The sequence below is a fragment of the Klebsiella sp. CN_Kp113 genome (assembly GCF_040064585.1).
GTDB lineage: Bacteria > Pseudomonadota > Gammaproteobacteria > Enterobacterales > Enterobacteriaceae > Klebsiella > Klebsiella michiganensis.
The window spans coordinates 52,504-68,088 of record NZ_JBEAID010000074.1 but is presented as its reverse complement, the minus strand read 5'-3'; the positions used below and the strand labels follow the sequence as shown (position 1 = coordinate 68,088).

The 15,585-nt window shown below is 58.1% G+C and carries 14 protein-coding genes; 6 read left to right on the top strand and 8 right to left on the bottom strand.

The genetic code is table 11. The features are described from left to right. Window positions 1-118 precede the first annotated feature (118 nt). The 5 genes from trmL to ABLV30_RS29105 form a co-directional block, all read right to left on the bottom strand. Window positions 119-592: a tRNA (uridine(34)/cytosine(34)/5-carboxymethylaminomethyluridine(34)-2'-O)-methyltransferase TrmL gene (trmL, locus tag ABLV30_RS29125; RefSeq protein WP_014227233.1), complete on the bottom strand. Its 474-nt coding sequence runs from the start codon at window positions 590-592 to the stop codon at window positions 119-121. Between the two features lie 126 nt (window positions 593-718). Further along, window positions 719-1,954, bottom strand: coding sequence for an FMN-dependent L-lactate dehydrogenase LldD (lldD, locus tag ABLV30_RS29120; protein WP_265801718.1), 1,236 nt, complete (start codon window positions 1,952-1,954; stop codon window positions 719-721). After that, window positions 1,954-2,727, bottom strand: a complete 774-nt coding sequence (lldR, locus tag ABLV30_RS29115) for a transcriptional regulator LldR (protein WP_032751690.1) — start codon at window positions 2,725-2,727, stop codon at window positions 1,954-1,956. The genes lldD and lldR overlap by 1 nt, the downstream gene beginning before the upstream one ends. Next, the gene (lldP, locus tag ABLV30_RS29110) at window positions 2,724-4,379 is read right to left on the bottom strand and encodes an L-lactate permease (protein ID WP_014227230.1); all 1,656 of its coding nucleotides are present in this window, start codon (window positions 4,377-4,379) and stop codon (window positions 2,724-2,726) included. Before lldP ends, lldR begins: the two co-directional genes overlap by 4 nt. Window positions 4,380-4,847: 468 nt before the next feature. Beyond that, window positions 4,848-5,210, bottom strand: coding sequence for a YibL family ribosome-associated protein (locus tag ABLV30_RS29105; RefSeq protein ID WP_004855454.1), 363 nt, complete (start codon window positions 5,208-5,210; stop codon window positions 4,848-4,850). Between the two features lie 275 nt (window positions 5,211-5,485). Between ABLV30_RS29105 and ABLV30_RS29100 the strand changes: the two genes are divergently transcribed. Continuing rightward, the gene (locus tag ABLV30_RS29100; protein WP_004855451.1) at window positions 5,486-5,710 is read left to right on the top strand and encodes a hypothetical protein; all 225 of its coding nucleotides are present in this window, start codon (window positions 5,486-5,488) and stop codon (window positions 5,708-5,710) included. Here the strand turns inward: ABLV30_RS29100 and mtlR are convergent. The 3 genes from mtlR to mtlA all read right to left on the bottom strand — a co-directional run bounded on the left by mtlR (window position 5,699) and on the right by mtlA (window position 9,478). After that, on the bottom strand, window positions 5,699-6,295 hold the full coding sequence (gene mtlR, locus ABLV30_RS29095) for a mannitol operon repressor MtlR (RefSeq protein WP_014227228.1): 597 nt from the start codon (window positions 6,293-6,295) through the stop codon (window positions 5,699-5,701). The genes ABLV30_RS29100 and mtlR overlap by 12 nt on opposite strands. After that, a complete protein-coding gene (gene mtlD, locus ABLV30_RS29090) occupies window positions 6,292-7,440 on the bottom strand; it encodes a mannitol-1-phosphate 5-dehydrogenase (RefSeq protein WP_348865722.1) in 1,149 nt (382 codons plus the stop codon). The genes mtlR and mtlD overlap by 4 nt, the downstream gene beginning before the upstream one ends. 127 nt (window positions 7,441-7,567) lie before the next feature. Next, window positions 7,568-9,478 carry a PTS mannitol transporter subunit IICBA gene (gene mtlA / locus ABLV30_RS29085; protein ID WP_004855446.1) on the bottom strand — a complete coding sequence of 637 codons (1,911 nt, stop codon included), beginning with the start codon at window positions 9,476-9,478 and terminating at the stop codon, window positions 7,568-7,570. A gap of 535 nt (window positions 9,479-10,013) precedes the next feature. Between mtlA and ABLV30_RS29080 the strand changes: the two genes are divergently transcribed. From ABLV30_RS29080 to selB, 5 genes are all read left to right on the top strand, one after another. Continuing rightward, window positions 10,014-10,385 carry a DUF3302 domain-containing protein gene (locus tag ABLV30_RS29080; protein WP_004855444.1) on the top strand — a complete coding sequence of 124 codons (372 nt, stop codon included), beginning with the start codon at window positions 10,014-10,016 and terminating at the stop codon, window positions 10,383-10,385. Window positions 10,386-10,388: 3 nt separating this feature from the next. Beyond that, window positions 10,389-11,525, top strand: a complete 1,137-nt coding sequence (locus ABLV30_RS29075) for an HlyD family secretion protein (protein WP_348865720.1) — start codon at window positions 10,389-10,391, stop codon at window positions 11,523-11,525. 91 nt (window positions 11,526-11,616) lie between these two features. Next, window positions 11,617-12,225, top strand: coding sequence for a glutathione S-transferase (locus ABLV30_RS29070; RefSeq protein ID WP_049102983.1), 609 nt, complete (start codon window positions 11,617-11,619; stop codon window positions 12,223-12,225). 95 nt (window positions 12,226-12,320) lie between these two features. Further along, entirely contained in the window at window positions 12,321-13,709 is a 1,389-nt protein-coding gene (gene selA / locus ABLV30_RS29065; RefSeq protein ID WP_047722821.1) for an L-seryl-tRNA(Sec) selenium transferase, read from the top strand. Next, window positions 13,706-15,547: a selenocysteine-specific translation elongation factor gene (selB, locus tag ABLV30_RS29060; protein WP_049102986.1), complete on the top strand. Its 1,842-nt coding sequence runs from the start codon at window positions 13,706-13,708 to the stop codon at window positions 15,545-15,547. The genes selA and selB overlap by 4 nt, the downstream gene beginning before the upstream one ends. The last annotated feature ends 38 nt before the right edge of the window (window positions 15,548-15,585 follow it).

Sequence of the window (15,585 nt, the reverse complement as noted above, 5' to 3'; positions counted from 1 at the left end):
GAGCCGGAGAAAGTATCGGCAACTAAAAATGGTTGCAGGCGTTCACAGTATCTACAAAACCGAGCGCTGTCTGGTAGCCCGGACAGGCGCTACGCGCCGCCTCCGGGAGAAAGCGAGCTCAGCTGCGCAGCACCGCGCCGGGATAGCCCAGCTGGCGCCAGGCTTCATACACCACCACCGACACCGCATTTGACAGGTTCATGCTGCGGCTGTCCGGCATCATCGGAATACGGATTTTTTGTTCTGCCGGCAGAGCATCAAGAATACTGCCCGGCAGTCCGCGGGTTTCCGGGCCAAACAGCAGAAAATCGCCGTCCTGATAGCTTACCGCGCTGTGCGCCGGCGTGCCTTTGGTCGTCAGGGCGAACAGGCGCTGCGGCTTTGCGCTTTCAATAAAGGCGGCGTAATCACCATGGCGCTGGACGGCGGCAAACTCGTGGTAATCCAGACCTGCGCGGCGAAGACGCTTATCGTCCCAGGCAAAACCCATGGGTTCGATAATATGCAGATTGAAGCCGGTGTTGGCGCACAGGCGGATGATATTCCCGGTATTTGGCGGGATTTCTGGTTCGAATAAGACGATGTTAAGCATGCTGCCCCCTTAATTGCGGGGGGCAGAATAGCAGATATTTGGTTAACCCTCACCCTGCTCCTCTCCCGGAAAGAGAGCGGGAGAAAACCGGCGCCGGCCTGTGAGCCGGATGGCCTGATGAGGACGTTAACCCGCCTGCCGGACGGTTCCCTCTTCCTGTGGGAGAGGGTCAGGGATAACCGCCGCGTTTCCCGCTTTGATCGCATCAAAGGTCCGCAGCGCATCGGCGTTCTGGACTAAAGATTCACGGCTGATTTCGCCGATGGTTTTCGCGCCGGTCAGCGTCATCGCCACCTTCATCTCTTTCTCTATCAGGTTCAGCAGATTGGCGACGCCCTGTTTGCCGTGCGTGGCCAGCGCATACAGATAAGCGCGGCCCAGCAGCACGCTATCGGCGCCGAGGGCAATCATCCGCACCACATCAAGGCCGTTGCGAATACCGCTGTCGGCAAGAATTGTAATATCGCCTTTAACCGCGTCGGCAATCGCGGGCAGGGCGCGAGCGGAAGAGAGCACGCCGTCGAGCTGGCGGCCGCCGTGGTTGGAAACCACGATCCCGTCAGCGCCGAAGCGCACCGCATCGCGGGCGTCTTCCGGATCGAGGATCCCCTTGATCACCATCGGGCCGTCCCAAAAGTCGCGGATCCACTCAAGGTCTTTCCAGGAAATCGAAGGATCGAAGTTATTCGCCAGCCAGCCGATATAGTCCTCCAGACCGGTCGGCTTGCCGAGGTAGGCGGAGATGTTGCCCAAATCGTGCGGACGGCCGTTTAACCCGACGTCCCATGCCCACTGCGGATGGGTCACCGCCTGCCAGTAGCGGCGCATTGCCGCGTTCGGGCCGCTCATCCCGGAGTGAGCATCGCGATAGCGCGCGCCGGGGGTCGGCATATCGACGGTAAAGACCAGCGTTGAACAGCCCGCCGCCTTCGCCCGCTCCAGCGCATTGCGCATAAAACCGCGGTCGCGCAAGACGTACAGCTGGAACCACATCGGGCGCTTAATGGTCGGGGCGACCTCTTCAATCGGGCAGACGGAAACGGTAGAGAGGGTAAACGGAATACCTTTTTCATCCGCCGCGCCGGCGGCCTGCACTTCACCGCGGCGGGCGTACATCCCACACAGCCCCACCGGCGCCAGCGCCGTTGGCATCGCCAGCTTTTCGTTGAATAAGGTGGTTTCCAGGCTCAGGTCCGACATATTGCGCAGAATGCGCTGGCGGAGCGCGACGTCGGACAGGTCCTCAACGTTGCGGCGCAGGGTGTGCTCGGCGTAAGCGCCGCCGTCGATATAGTGGAACAGGAACGGTGGCAGGATACGCTGTGCGGCGGCGCGGTAGTCGCTGGCGGCGGAAATAATCATCACAAGTTCTCCCTGGAATTGTCGTTATGGTCACCGGGCAGGCGGGTAATTCGCGCCTGGCGGGCCTGGTCTTCATCAAAGCGTTTGATGGTGGCGTGAACAAAGCCCAAATGGGCCATCATCGCCTGTCTGGCACCTTCCGGGTCACCGGCGATAATCGCCTCCATGACCGCCTGGTGCTGTTCGGTCAGGCGAGCGAAGACCGGCGGGACGAGATACATCCGCTGGCGGCTCTCCTTGACTGAGGACTGTAAAAGGTCAAAAAAACCGCGCATGGTTTGCAGCAGCACCACGTTATGCGACGCTTCGGCGATCGCCAGATGGAAGCGGACATCGGCCTGCGAGGCCAGGTCAGGGTCTTCGCTTTGGGTGGCTTCAAAGCAGAGGCGGATTTTCTCTTTTTCGGCATCGGTTGCCCGCATCGCCGCATGCCAGGCGGTACTGGCTTCGATGGCGTGACGGGCTTCGAGGATATCAAAACTGTAATCGGGGTCGTCGGAGAGCAGCGTCTTCAGCGGTTGAACGATGTTTTGCTCCGACCACGCTTCGTGCTGCCAGCGCACGAAGGTGCCGCCGCCGCGACGGCTGAGCAGCACCCCTTCGTTGACCAGCATCGCCAGCGCTTCGCGCAGCGAATTGCGCGATACGCCCAGCTGCGCCGCCAGCTGACGTTCGGCGGGCAATCGCATGCCCGCCTCCAGCTTTTGTTCTTCAATCAGCGCCCGCACGCGACGGGCGACGTCGTCGGCAAGGCGTTTTGGCATCACTATCACGGGATCATCCAGGTTAAGACATACGCCTGCAGCGTGGTGATAACGCCGACCATACAGGTGAAAATCAGGCTGTGTTTGACGGTAAAACGGAACAGATCGGACTCCTTACCTACCAGACCGACCGCCGCACAGGCGATGGCGATAGACTGCGGAGAGATCATTTTCCCGGTCACGCCGCCGGTGGTGTTCGCTGCGACCAGCAGGATATCGGAGACGCCAATCTGCTGGGCCGCCGTAGCCTGCAGCGCGGCAAAGAGCGCGTTAGACGAGGTATCCGAACCGGTCAGAAATACCCCCAGCCAGCCGAGGAACGGCGAGAAGAAGGTAAATGCATGACCGGTGTGCGCCAGCGCAAGCGCCAGCGTTGAGGATAGACCGGAATAGTTGGAAATAAAGGCGAACGCCAGCACCATGCCGATGGAGTAAATCGGCAGCGCCAGCTCTTTCAGCGTGCTGCCAAAGGTCGAGATCGCGTCTTTTGGCTTCATGCGCAGCCAGACGATGGAAAGCAGCGCGGCGAACAGGATGGCGGTGCCGGTGGCGGAGAGCCAGTCAAACTTATAGACCGCGGCGTACGGCGTGGCTTCGCTAACCACCGGCGGCATGCGGGCCACCATTTTGTCGAGGAACGGCACGGAAATATTAATCACAAAATCGTACATCGCGCCGCCGGGGGCGAAGAGCGCTTTGAACGGCGGCACGCTCCACAGGGTCACCGTCGCGGTCAGAAACAGGAACGGCGACCAGGCGCGAATCACCTGTCCCGGCGTGTAATGCGTGCGGGCCAGGTTCATATCGACCTGCGATGCGCCCATATCGCCGAAGCGGAAGATGCGTACCGGCTGCCAGCGTTTGAGGAACAGCGTCAGACAGACCAGCGATACCAGCGAAGAGATAATGTCCGGCAGCTCCGGGCCGAGGAAGTTAGAGCTGAGGTACTGAGCGATAGCAAAGGAGCCGCCGGCGACCATGACCGCAGGCCAGGTCTCTTTAATGCCGCGCCAGCCGTCCATAATCGCCATGATCCAGAACAGGACAATGATGGTCAGGAACGGCAGCTGACGGCCAACCATCTGGCCGATTTCGAAGCTGTCGAGGCCCGTCACCTGTCCGGCGACCAGAATCGGAATGCCCATCGCGCCAAACGCGACCGGCGCGGTGTTAACGATCAGACACAGGCCCGCCGCATACAGCGGGTTAAAGCCGAGCCCCACCAGCAGCGCTGCGGTGATGGCGACCGGCGCGCCAAAACCGGCGGCCCCTTCGAGGAACGCGCCGAAGGAGAAACCGACAATCAGCATTTGCAGACGCTGATCCGGGGTAATCGACAAAATCGATGAGCGGATAATGTCGAACTGCCCGGTTTTCACCGAGATTTTATAGACGAAGACCGCAGCGATAATAATCCACGCGATTGGCCACAGGCCATAGAAGAAGCCGTAGATGACGGAGGCCAGCGCGTGGTCAACCGGCATTTTGTAGAACAGCAGAGCGACGGAGAGCGCAATGAGCACGGTCCAGGTCGCGGCAACGTACCCTTTCAGCTTGAGCTTTATCAGGGCAAAAAAGAAAAACAGAATCGGTAGCGATGCGATAAGACTCGATAGCCAGATGTTGCCGGCCGGATCGTAATTTTGTTGCCAGAGGTTCATGCAGGTCTCCATCGGGCCGTTATGATGTCGTGCTGAGTCTTGCGCTCTTAGCAGGTCACATCATTTGTAAAATTGGCCCAGCCAAATTGCGATTGTAGGATTAACGACAACGAATGGTTAATCAAATGTTATTGATGAGCAATATGTCTGTGACGAAAAATGATGGATATGTGAACCATTGGACGATTTAAGAAAACATTGGTAGGGCCAATTAGTGGGGAATGACGTTTGAAACAGAGCCTGTCCCGGAGGCGATGCTGCGCATCTGTCCGGGCTACCGGCCCGCAGACGGCGGTGAACCCGTAGCCCCGGTAAGGCGTTAGCCGCGACCGGGGAGCAGAGTGCAGAGTAGCTGAATTTCCCGGAGGCGATGCTGCGCATCTGTCCGGGCTACCCTCTCGCAGAGGGCTGTGAACCCGTAGCCCGGCTAAGCGTAGCGCGAGCCGGGAGATTCACGGGATGAAGATATCAGAACGCGGTTTTGGCGAAGCCGGTCATCTCTTTAAGGCCCATTTCGCGGCCCAGCGCGGTCATCGGGTGGACAACAACCAGACCGCGTACGCTTTTCTTGAGCTTACCCATATCGGCCTGCTCTTTTTTGGTGATGGCGCGGCGATGCGGCATGCTCATCAGCTTTTGCGCTTCTTTGCTCAGCTTCTGGCCCTGAACCTCACGCAGGCGAACGAGTTCCGTCTCAATGGTGGCTTTCTCTTTTTCCAGCTCGGCGTATTTTTCTGCGGCGTCGACCAGGGACAGGTCGGCCTGCTGATGATGGATAGCGTCAAGACGATCGCTCAGACGTTTAATTTCGTTTTTTTCGACTTCTTTCATGGTGGCTTAATCTATTAAGAAAGGGGCGTTATCAGACTATAGTATGTGCTGTCGCTTGGGTTGTGGGTAGTTATTTATCAAAACGTCGCCGTTTTTTGCTCATAACAACCGCAGCGGCATATTATAACTTATTGAACATAAAAATCATTTTAACCCAGAGTTGGCGAATATTCATTTCTGTGAAGCCTGACGGCCATTCAGCACGTTTTCCTCATCTGAAACCCTGTTTTTGGCTAATCCTTAATAGGATCATTCCCCCAAAAGAGGAGAGCGTGATGGCGAAAATAGGCGACAGCGTACCGCGCATTATTGATAAAGCCGTAGATTTTATGGCTTCAAGTCAGGCTTTTATGGAATATCTAAAAAAATCTCCGCGTTTGCAGCATATACCGCCGGATATCCCGGCAGATAAAGAAGCGCTATTTCTGCGGCGTCTTGAGTATTATCGTCAGCTTTATCGGCCGACGTGCGACCAGCAAGAGCCAGAATCAGAGCGTTGATTTTTGAAAGGCTTTTTTTAAGCTGATTTTAGAAATCAGCTCGGTCAGAGATAGCATCATTGTGGAACGTACGACCTGCTGGTAGCGCAGCTTTTGCATTGCCAGCAGTTCAGCATCGCTCTCATCAAATTGCGGCGTGGGCGGCAGGGCGGCGACGCAGTGCAGCTCGCCAAACGGTCCGAGGATCTCATCGTCGGTAAAGCTATACTCATTACCGTCGTGATTCAGCTCTTCGCGCAGGGCCATCAGCAGTTCAGCGTCTTCATATTCGGCGCGGCTAATCACCCCAAGGCCGTAAATCAGCTTCAGGCGTACAGAAAGGTCGCCAAGCGGCCCGTCGCCGTCCAGCAACGGCTCCACTGCGTATTTCACCGCGTAGTCGTCTTTACGGAATACCTGAAGCACCAGAATATTGACCGCTTCCGTCAGCAGTTCAACGGTGGCGATCAGGAAGCTTCTTACGGTTTTGCCAGCATTCAGACGTTCAAGCACACGGTTTTCAAATGCCTGTGTTTCTTCCATTATTGCCTGCATATCTGACATGAGTAATGGGCGCGGTTCGGACCGCGCCAGGTCTTGCCTCATTTGGTGGCGTTATAGTCGTTAACGGCTTCCGCCACCACCTCGCTTGCTGCGTCCAGACCCGAAATCTGCGCCAGCGCGGCCTGCGGGCCTTTCTCGGCAATCAGCGCCGCCAGTTCCTGCGCCTGCGGGTCTTCTTCGCTGCGGAAGTGCATGGCAGCGGCGATCCCTTTCACCAGATTGCGGTGCGGCAGGCCGTATTCCAGCGTACCGAGCAGCGGCTTAATTAAGCGGTCGCCCGCGCTCAGTTTGCGCAGCGGCTGGCGGCCAACGCGCTCAACGTCATCCTTCAGATACGGGTTCTCAAAACGACCGATAATTTTCTGGATGTAAGCGGCGTGCTTTTGCGCATCAAAGGCATAGCGTTTGATCAGCACCGCGCCGCTCTCTTCCATGGCGCCTTTGACCACGGCGCGAATGTGCTCATCAAGAATCGCGTCGCGAATCGTCTGATGACCCGCCAGTTTTCCGAGGTAGGCGGTTATAGCATGTCCGGTGTTTAAGGTGAATAGCTTACGTTCGACAAATGCCATCAGGTTATCGGTTAATTCCATACCTGGGATGTTCGGCAGTTCGCCTTTGAACTGGGTCTTATCGACAATCCACTCGCTGAAGGTTTCCACGGTGACTTCCAGCGGATCGTGAGTGGCGGAAGCCGACGGCGGAACGATGCGGTCAACGGCGGAATCAACGAAGCCGACGTTGGCTTCAACCCAGGCTTTGACTTCTTCGGCGAGGGCGTTAAAAACGTGACCCTTCAGCTGGGTGGTGCCGCGGACCATGTTCTCGCAGGCGATGATATTCAGCGGGGCGGTAATCCCCTGCGCCTTACGTTTGGCCAGGCCTTTGGCAATCGCCGGGGCGATGCGTTCCAGCACGACCGGGCCGACGGCGGTGGTCAGCAGATCCACGCTGGCAATCAGCTCTACAACTTCGTCGCCGATGCTGCTGACGGCGTCAACGCCGGAAACGGTATCGACCTGCTCATTCTCGCCGACCACGTGAACCTGGTAGCTATGACGGGCATTCAGGGCATCGAGCACGACCTGATTTACATCCGCAAACGTCAGCTGTATCCCCGCGTCCGCCAGCAGTTTGCCGATAAAGCCACGACCGATATTACCTGCGCCAAAATGTAATGCTTTCATAGTATTAACCTTCAATTAATGTTTTTACCTGAGAGGGCTGGGGTCAGGCGTTTCCCTCACCCCAACCCTCTCTCCCCACGCGTAAGGAGAGAGGGGGGCGTTGCCCGGCGCACCGCCGGGTGACGGATTACGCTTTCAGCAGCGTCAGAACTTCTTCAACGCTGGTGGTTTTTGCCAGACGCTCAATGACCGATTCATCGTCCAGCGCGTTGGTCAGGCTGGTAATCACCTGGATATGCTCGTTATTACGTGCGGCAATACCGATAACCAGGCGAGCCACCTCGTCCTCTTCTTCGCCGAAGCGTACGCCTTCCGGGTACTGGCAGAAGACGATGCCGGTTTTCAGAACGCGATCTTTGGCTTCGATAGTGCCGTGCGGGACCGCGATGGACTCACCCAGATAGGTGGAGGTCAGCTTTTCACGATCCAGCATCGCCTGGACGTATTCCGGCTCAACGTAGCCGCCTTTCACCAGCTGCTCGCCGGCAAACAGAATCGCTTCTTCTTTGGTCGCCGCTTTACGACCGAGGAAGATGTTTTCCGCGCCGAGTTTGAACAGATTGGTGTCAGACGCATCGAAGCTGTCTTTCAGGCTGTCGCGGACTTTCTCTTCGTTATCCGTGTGGCGCTGCGCCGAAACCAGACGTTCGGTCAGGCTGGTGTACAGGCCGCTGTCGAGGAAGTTGGTCAGCGAAATATGCTGCGCCTGCGGCACCTGACGCATCGCACGCTCGGTCAGGTCGCGGTGGGTGATGACCAGGTCAACATCCGGCGGCAGGTTGTTGATCGCACTGTTAGTCACGGAGATGTTGCTCAGCCCGGCATCCTGCACTTTTTTACGCAGCACGCCTGCGCCCATCGCGCTGGAGCCCATACCTGCGTCGCAGGCGACGATGATTTTACGCACATGGCTCAGGTCGTTCGCGACATCGCCAGCGGCCAGCGGCGTGGCGCCGCCTTTGGACTGCGCTTTCATATCCTGCATGCGACGGGTCGCGGCTTCGATATCATCTTCTTCTTTAACTTTGCTGGTTTTCAGCAGCACGGCTGCGACCACGAAGGAGACGGCCATCGCCGCAATAATCGCCGCGATGTTAGCAAAGTAAGCGCCTTTCGGCGTCATCGCCAGCACGGCGAGGATAGAACCCGGAGAAGCCGGAGAGACCAGCCCGCCGTTGAGGATAGTCAGGGTGAATACGCCGGTCATCCCACCGAGGATAACGGCCAGAATCAGACGCGGGTTCATCAGCACGTACGGGAAGTAAATCTCGTGAATACCGCCGAGGAAGTGGATGATTGCCGCACCGCCTGCAGACTGTTTCGCGCTGCCGCGGCCGAAGAACATATACGCCAGCAGGACGCCCATCCCCGGACCCGGGTTAGCTTCAATCAGGAAGAAGATGGATTTGCCCAGCTCGTGGGATTGCTGAATACCCAGCGGCGAGAAAATACCGTGGTTAATGGCGTTGTTGAGGAACAGGATTTTCGCCGGTTCAACAAAGATAGAGGCCAGCGGCAGCATCTCGTGCGCCACCATGAAGTTAACGCCTGCGGCCAGAATTTTCGACAGGACTTCAACCGCCGGGCCAATGCCGAGGAACGCCAGAATGGCGAGGATCATACCGATGATGCCCGCGGAGAAGTTATTCACCAGCATCTCAAAACCGGATTTGATCTTACCGTCTACCCAGACGTCGAATTTTTTAATTGCCCAGCCGCCCAGCGGACCGGCGATCATGGAGCCGAGGAACATCGGCATATCTGCGCCGACGATAACGCCCATGGTGGTAATCGCGCCGACCACGCCGCCGCGCTCGCCGCCAACCAGCTTACCGCCGGTATAACCGATCAGCAGCGGCAGCAGATAGGTGATCATCGGACCAACCAGCTTCGCCAGCGTTTCGTTCGGTAACCATCCTGTCGGAATGAATAGAGCGGTGATAATACCCCACGCGATAAACGCGCCGATATTTGGCATCACCATATTGCTGAGGAAACGACCAAAGCTTTGCACTTTGATCTTGATATCGGATGACATAAAACACCCCTTCTTCTGTTTTTGCTATCGGCAGGCTGAAAGCCCGAGGCTTGTTGTTAATAAGGCGGCAGAGGTAGCCGGGCCCTGAGTGATAGTGCGAAATCTGGCACTGAATCGTTAAGCTGTCCAGTCGGTGGATTTTTATGTGATTTGGATCACATGAATATAGGGCGATGATGGTCTTTTGTAGTGATCTCCATCACAAAATTGATGTGTAAAAAAACAACAGACCGGGTTTTAAGGGGGGATAATGCATTTTTATGTGATGAAAATCACAAATTTACTTTGACGTTTTGTTATTTGTTTGTGATGTTCGTCACAAAATATTTTCACCAGGATTTAGCCCGGTGTGATCTCGCGCAGGTTATGCCGCGTTCCGCTTGCTGATACGTCACTCAGCAACGCAATCGCTTAAAGAACATTTTAGTCGTCAATGGCGAAAATGATACGGGTGAATTATGCTCATTTTGTCGGCCCTTTTTTGATCCGGCCCGGCACACATCCTGAAAATAATTAGCGTAAATCCGAGGAAATTATGTTTCTCAATTATTTTGCGCTCGGCGTTCTGATCTTTGTATTTCTGGTGATTTTTTATGGAATCATCATTCTCCATGATATTCCTTACCTGATCGCGAAGAAACGTAATCACCCGCATGCCGATGCGATTCACGTCGCGGGCTGGGTGAGCCTTTTTACGCTGCACGTCATTTGGCCGTTTTTATGGATTTGGGCCACGCTTTACCGGCCAGAACGCGGCTGGGGTATGCAGCATCGGCGGGACGAGACGCCGTCTGAGGCGGCGGAAGAGGGGGACGACATCAGCGAACTGCGCCAGCGGGTTATCGCGCTCGAGCAGCAAATAACCGGTCTCAGACCGTCAGCTCAACCTCCTTCGGTGGAGAAATAACTCATGGATCTGCTGATTATTTTGACCTATGTGGCGATTGCCTGGTCGATATTTAAAATATTTAAGATCCCGGTAAATAAATGGACGGTTCCCACCGCGGCGCTGGGCGGCGTATTTATTGTTAGCGCGCTTATCTTATTAATGAACTACAACCATCCGTATACCTTTACCGCGCAAAAAGCGGTTATTTCTATTCCTATTACGCCGCAGGTTACCGGGGTGGTCAGCAGCGTCACGGATAAAGCAAATCAACGGGTTAAAAAGGGCGAGGTGCTGTTTACCATCGATCCGGTGCGTTATCAGGCGCGGGTGGACCGGCTACAGGCCGACCTTGTTACCGCGCTGCACAGTATCAATACCCTTAAAGCCCAGCTTTCTGAGGCTCAGGCCAACACCACGCGCGTTTCGGCGGAGTGCGACCGTCTGTATAAGGATTATCAGCGCTACCTGAAAGGAAGCCAGGCGCGGGTCAATCCGTTTTCGGAAAGCGATATCGATAATGCCCGGCAAAACTACCTCGCCCAGGATGCGATGGTGAAAGGATCGGTGGCGGAGCAGGCGCAAATTCAGAGCCAGTTGGACAGCATGATAAACGGCGAACAGTCGCAGGTGGTAAGCCTGCGCGCGCAGCTGGCGGAGGCGAAATATAACCTCGATCAGACGACCGTGCGCGCGCCCAGCGATGGCTATATCACCCAGGTGTTAATTCGTCCTGGGACCTATGCCGCCTCGCTGCCGCTGCGTCCGGTGATGGTCTTTATCCCCCAGCAAAAACGGCTGATTGTGGCGCAGTTCCGCCAAAATTCGCTGCTCAGGCTGGAGAAGGGCGACGATGCTGAAGCGGTGTTCAACGCGCTGCCGGGACAGGTCTTTCGCGGCAAGCTGGTGAGCATCCTGCCAGTCGTACCGGGGGGAACATACCAGGCGCAGGGCACGCTGCAGGCGCTGACGGTGACGCCGGGCACCGACGGCGTGCTGGCGACCATTGAGCTGGAGCCCGATGCCGCCGTAGACGCCCTGCCTGACGGCATTTACGCCCAGGTGGCGGTCTACTCCGATCATTTCACCCACGTTTCGGTGATGCGCAAGGTGCTTCTGCGGATGACCAGCTGGATGCACTATCTCTATCTGGACCATTAGCGGGGTCGGTCCGGCATGAGATGATTTCTCTCTCTGCTATTTGCCTGCGCCTGCGCCATACTTACTACTTTGTTGGCGAAAGGAGCAGGCAATGAAACTGATCGGCAGCTACACCAGTCCCTTTGTGCGCAAAATTTCCGTCATACTGCTGGAAAAAGCGATTCCCTTCGAGTTCGTCAACGAATTCCCGTACCACGAGACCAACGGCGTGGCGCACTACAATCCGCTGGGAAAAGTCCCCGCGCTGCTCACCGACGACGGTGAATGCTGGTACGACTCGCCCATTATTGCGCAATATCTGGAGCTGCTCGGCATCGCGCCGGATATGCTGCCTGCGGCGCCGAAGGCTGCGCTGAAATTGCGTCAAATTGAAGCGCTGGCTGATGGCGTGATGGAGGCTGCGCAAACGCTGGTACGGGAGAAAACGCGCCCGGCGGCCCAGCAGTCGGAAAGCGAACTGCTGCGCCAGCGTGAAAAAATTGCGCGCGGGCTTGATGCGCTGGAAGGGTATGCCAGTGACGGGACATTACGTCCTGATGAGGTTAATCTGGCAACCATTTCCGCAGCCTGCGCCATTGCTTATCTCAATTTCCGCCGCGTCGCGCCGGGCTGGTGCGCCACCCGACCGAAGCTGGTGCGCCTGGTGGATTCTCTCTTTCAACGCGCCAGCTTTGCGCGCACTGAACCGCCGGTGAGTTGACCCAGGCAGGTAACAGTTTTTGCGCGGAGGCATTACAATTGCTGCTCATTTGTTGACTCCCTCTCCCGTCGGGAGGGGGGAAAATAGGTTCATTCATGACTAGCGAAATTCGTGCGCTTTATACCCGGCTTCCGGCCATCGACCGTTTACTCCGCGACCCCGCATTTTCACCGCTGTTGATGCAATACGGTCACGCCCAGACGGTAGCGCAGCTGCGTCAGATGCTGGACGAGGCGCGGGAATACATCCGCCTGAACCAGACGCTGCCGGACTGGTGCGAAGCATGGCTAATGGAGACCTCGCGTCGTTTGACGCAGCGACAGCAGAGCGCGCTGCGCCCGGTGTTCAACCTGACCGGTACCGTGCTGCACACCAACCTTGGGCGGGCGATTCAGGCGGAAGCGGCGGTAGAGGCGGTGACCCAGGCGATGCGCGCGCCGGTGACGCTGGAATACGATCTTGACGATGCCGGACGCGGCCACCGCGATCGCGCGCTGGCCGACCTGCTTTGCCAGATCACCGGCGCGGAAGACGCCTGTATCGTCAACAATAACGCGGCGGCGGTGCTGCTGATGCTGGCGGCAACCGCCGGCGGCAGTGAGGTGGTGGTGTCGCGCGGCGAGCTGGTGGAGATCGGCGGCGCGTTTCGTATTCCCGACGTGATGCGCCAGGCGGGCTGCGTTCTGCATGAAGTCGGGACCACCAACCGCACCCATGCGAAAGATTATCGTCAGGCGGTGAATGACAATACCGGCCTGCTGATGAAGGTGCACACCAGCAACTACAGTATTGAGGGCTTTACTAAAGCGGTCGATGAAGCGGCGCTGGCGGAGATTGGCCGCGAACTCAATATCCCGGTGGTGGCCGATCTCGGCAGCGGCTCGCTGGTGGATTTAAGCCAGTACGGCCTGCCGAAAGAGCCGATGCCGCAGGAGATGATTGCCGCCGGCGTCAGCCTGGTAAGCTTCTCCGGCGATAAACTGCTGGGCGGCCCGCAGGCGGGAATTATCGTCGGTAAAAAAGCGCTGATCGCGCGTTTGCAGAGCCATCCGCTTAAGCGCGCCCTGCGGGCGGATAAAATGACCCTCGCGGCGCTGGAGGCCACGCTGCGCCTCTATCTGCATCCGGAAAAGCTGGCCGCTGAACTGCCGACCCTGCGTCTGCTGACTCGCCAGGCGGACGAGATCCGCCTGCAGGGCGAGCGCATGCGGGCCGCGCTGGCTGCACATTATGCTGATTTTGACCTGCGGGTCGAGCCATGCCTGTCGCAGATCGGCAGCGGCTCGCTGCCGGTGGACCGCTTGCCCAGCGCGGCGTTGACGTTGACTCCGCGCGATGGGCGCGGCAGTCGGCTGGAAGCTCTGGCGGCACGCTGGCGTCAGTTGCCCGTGCCGGTTATTGGCAGGATCTACGATGGCCGCCTGTGGCTGGACCTGCGCTGTCTTGAGGATGAATCCCGGTTTATGGAGATGTTATTGAGATGATTATTGCCACCGCCGGACACGTTGACCACGGCAAAACCACGCTGCTGCAGGCGATTACCGGTATCAACGCCGATCGCCTGCCGGAAGAGAAAGCGCGCGGGATGACTATCGACCTCGGCTACGCCTACTGGCCGCAGCCCGACGGGCGGGTGCTGGGTTTTATCGACGTTCCCGGCCACGAAAAGTTTTTGTCCAATATGCTGGCCGGCGTCGGCGGTATCGATCACGCGCTGCTGGTGGTGGCCTGCGATGATGGCGTGATGGCGCAAACCCGCGAACATCTGGCGATCCTCCAGCTTACCGGGCAGCCAACGCTAACCGTGGCGCTGACCAAAGCGGACCGCGTAGAAGCGGCGCGGATTGAGGAGGTGGAGGCGGAAATCGACGCGGTGCTGGCGGAGTTCGGCTTTACCGGCGCGACCCTGTTTGCCGTCGCGGCGACGGAAGGACGGGGCATCGCAGAGCTGCGCGAGCATCTCCTGCAGCTCTCCGCGCGCGCGCACCCGCAGCATCAGCGCTTTCGCCTGGCCATCGACCGGGCATTTACCGTCAAAGGCGCGGGGCTGGTGGTTACCGGGACCGCGTTATCCGGCGAGGTCAACGTTGGCGATACGCTGTGGCTGACCGGCGTGGATAAACCGATGCGCGTGCGCGGTCTGCACGCGCAGAATCAGCCGGTTGAGCAGGCCTGGGCCGGCCAGCGCATTGCCCTGAATATTGCCGGCGATGCGCAAAAAGAGGAGCTCAACCGCGGCGACTGGCTGCTGGCGGTACCGCCGCCGGAAGCCTCTGAGCGGGTCATCGTTGAACTGCAGTGCCATACGCCGCTTAGCCAGTGGCAGCCGCTGCATATCCACCACGCCGCCAGCCATATTACCGGCCGCGTGTCGCTGCTCGAAGGCGCGCTGGCGGAGCTGGTTCTCGATACGCCGCTGCGGCTGGCGGATAACGACCGTCTGGTACTGCGCGATATTTCCGCGCGCCTGACGCTGGCCGGTGCGCGAGTGGTGACCCTCAATCCGCCGCGCCGGGGCAAGCGTAAGCCGGAGTATTTACAGTGGCTGCACGCGCTGGTCGCCGCGCAGGGCGATGACGTCCAGGCGCTGGATATTCACCTTCAGCGCGATGCGGTGCGCCTCGATGATTTCGCCTGGGCGCGTCAGCTCAGCCGCGAGGGCCTCAACGCGCTGATTCACCGCCCTGACTATCTGCAGGCGGGAAATAGCCTGCTGAGCGCCCCGCTCGCCGCGCGCTGGCAGCGGAAGCTGCTCGATGCCCTGGCGCGCTATCACGATCAGCATCGCGATGAGCCAGGACCGGGCCGCGAACGCCTGCGGCGTATTGCGCTGCCGATGGAAGATGAAGCGCTGGTGCTGCTGTTGATTGAGCAGATGCGCGAAAGCGGCATTGTTCACAGCCACCACGGCTGGCTGCATCTGCCGGAGCATAAAGCGGGCTTTACCGACGAGCAGCAGGCCATCTGGCAGCGGGTTGCCGGGCTGTTTGCCGATGAGCCATGGTGGGTGCGCGATCTGGCGCGTGAAGCCAACGTAGAAGAGTCGTTAATGCGGGCGGTATTACGCCAGGCGGCGCAGCAGGGGATGATTACCGCGATCGTGAAAGATCGCTACTATCGCAACGATCGGATTGTGGCGTTTGCCAAAATGATCCGCGATCTGGATCTGGAAAGGGGCTCAACCTGCGCGGCGGATTTCCGCGATACGCTGAACGTCGGGCGCAAGCTGGCGATTCAGATCCTCGAATATTTCGACCGCATCGGTTTTACCCGCCGTCGCGGCAACGATCATATTCTGCGCGATAAGGCCTTGTTCCTTTAGCATAAGCAGGTTGTCCCGGGTCGCGGCGTGAACGCCTT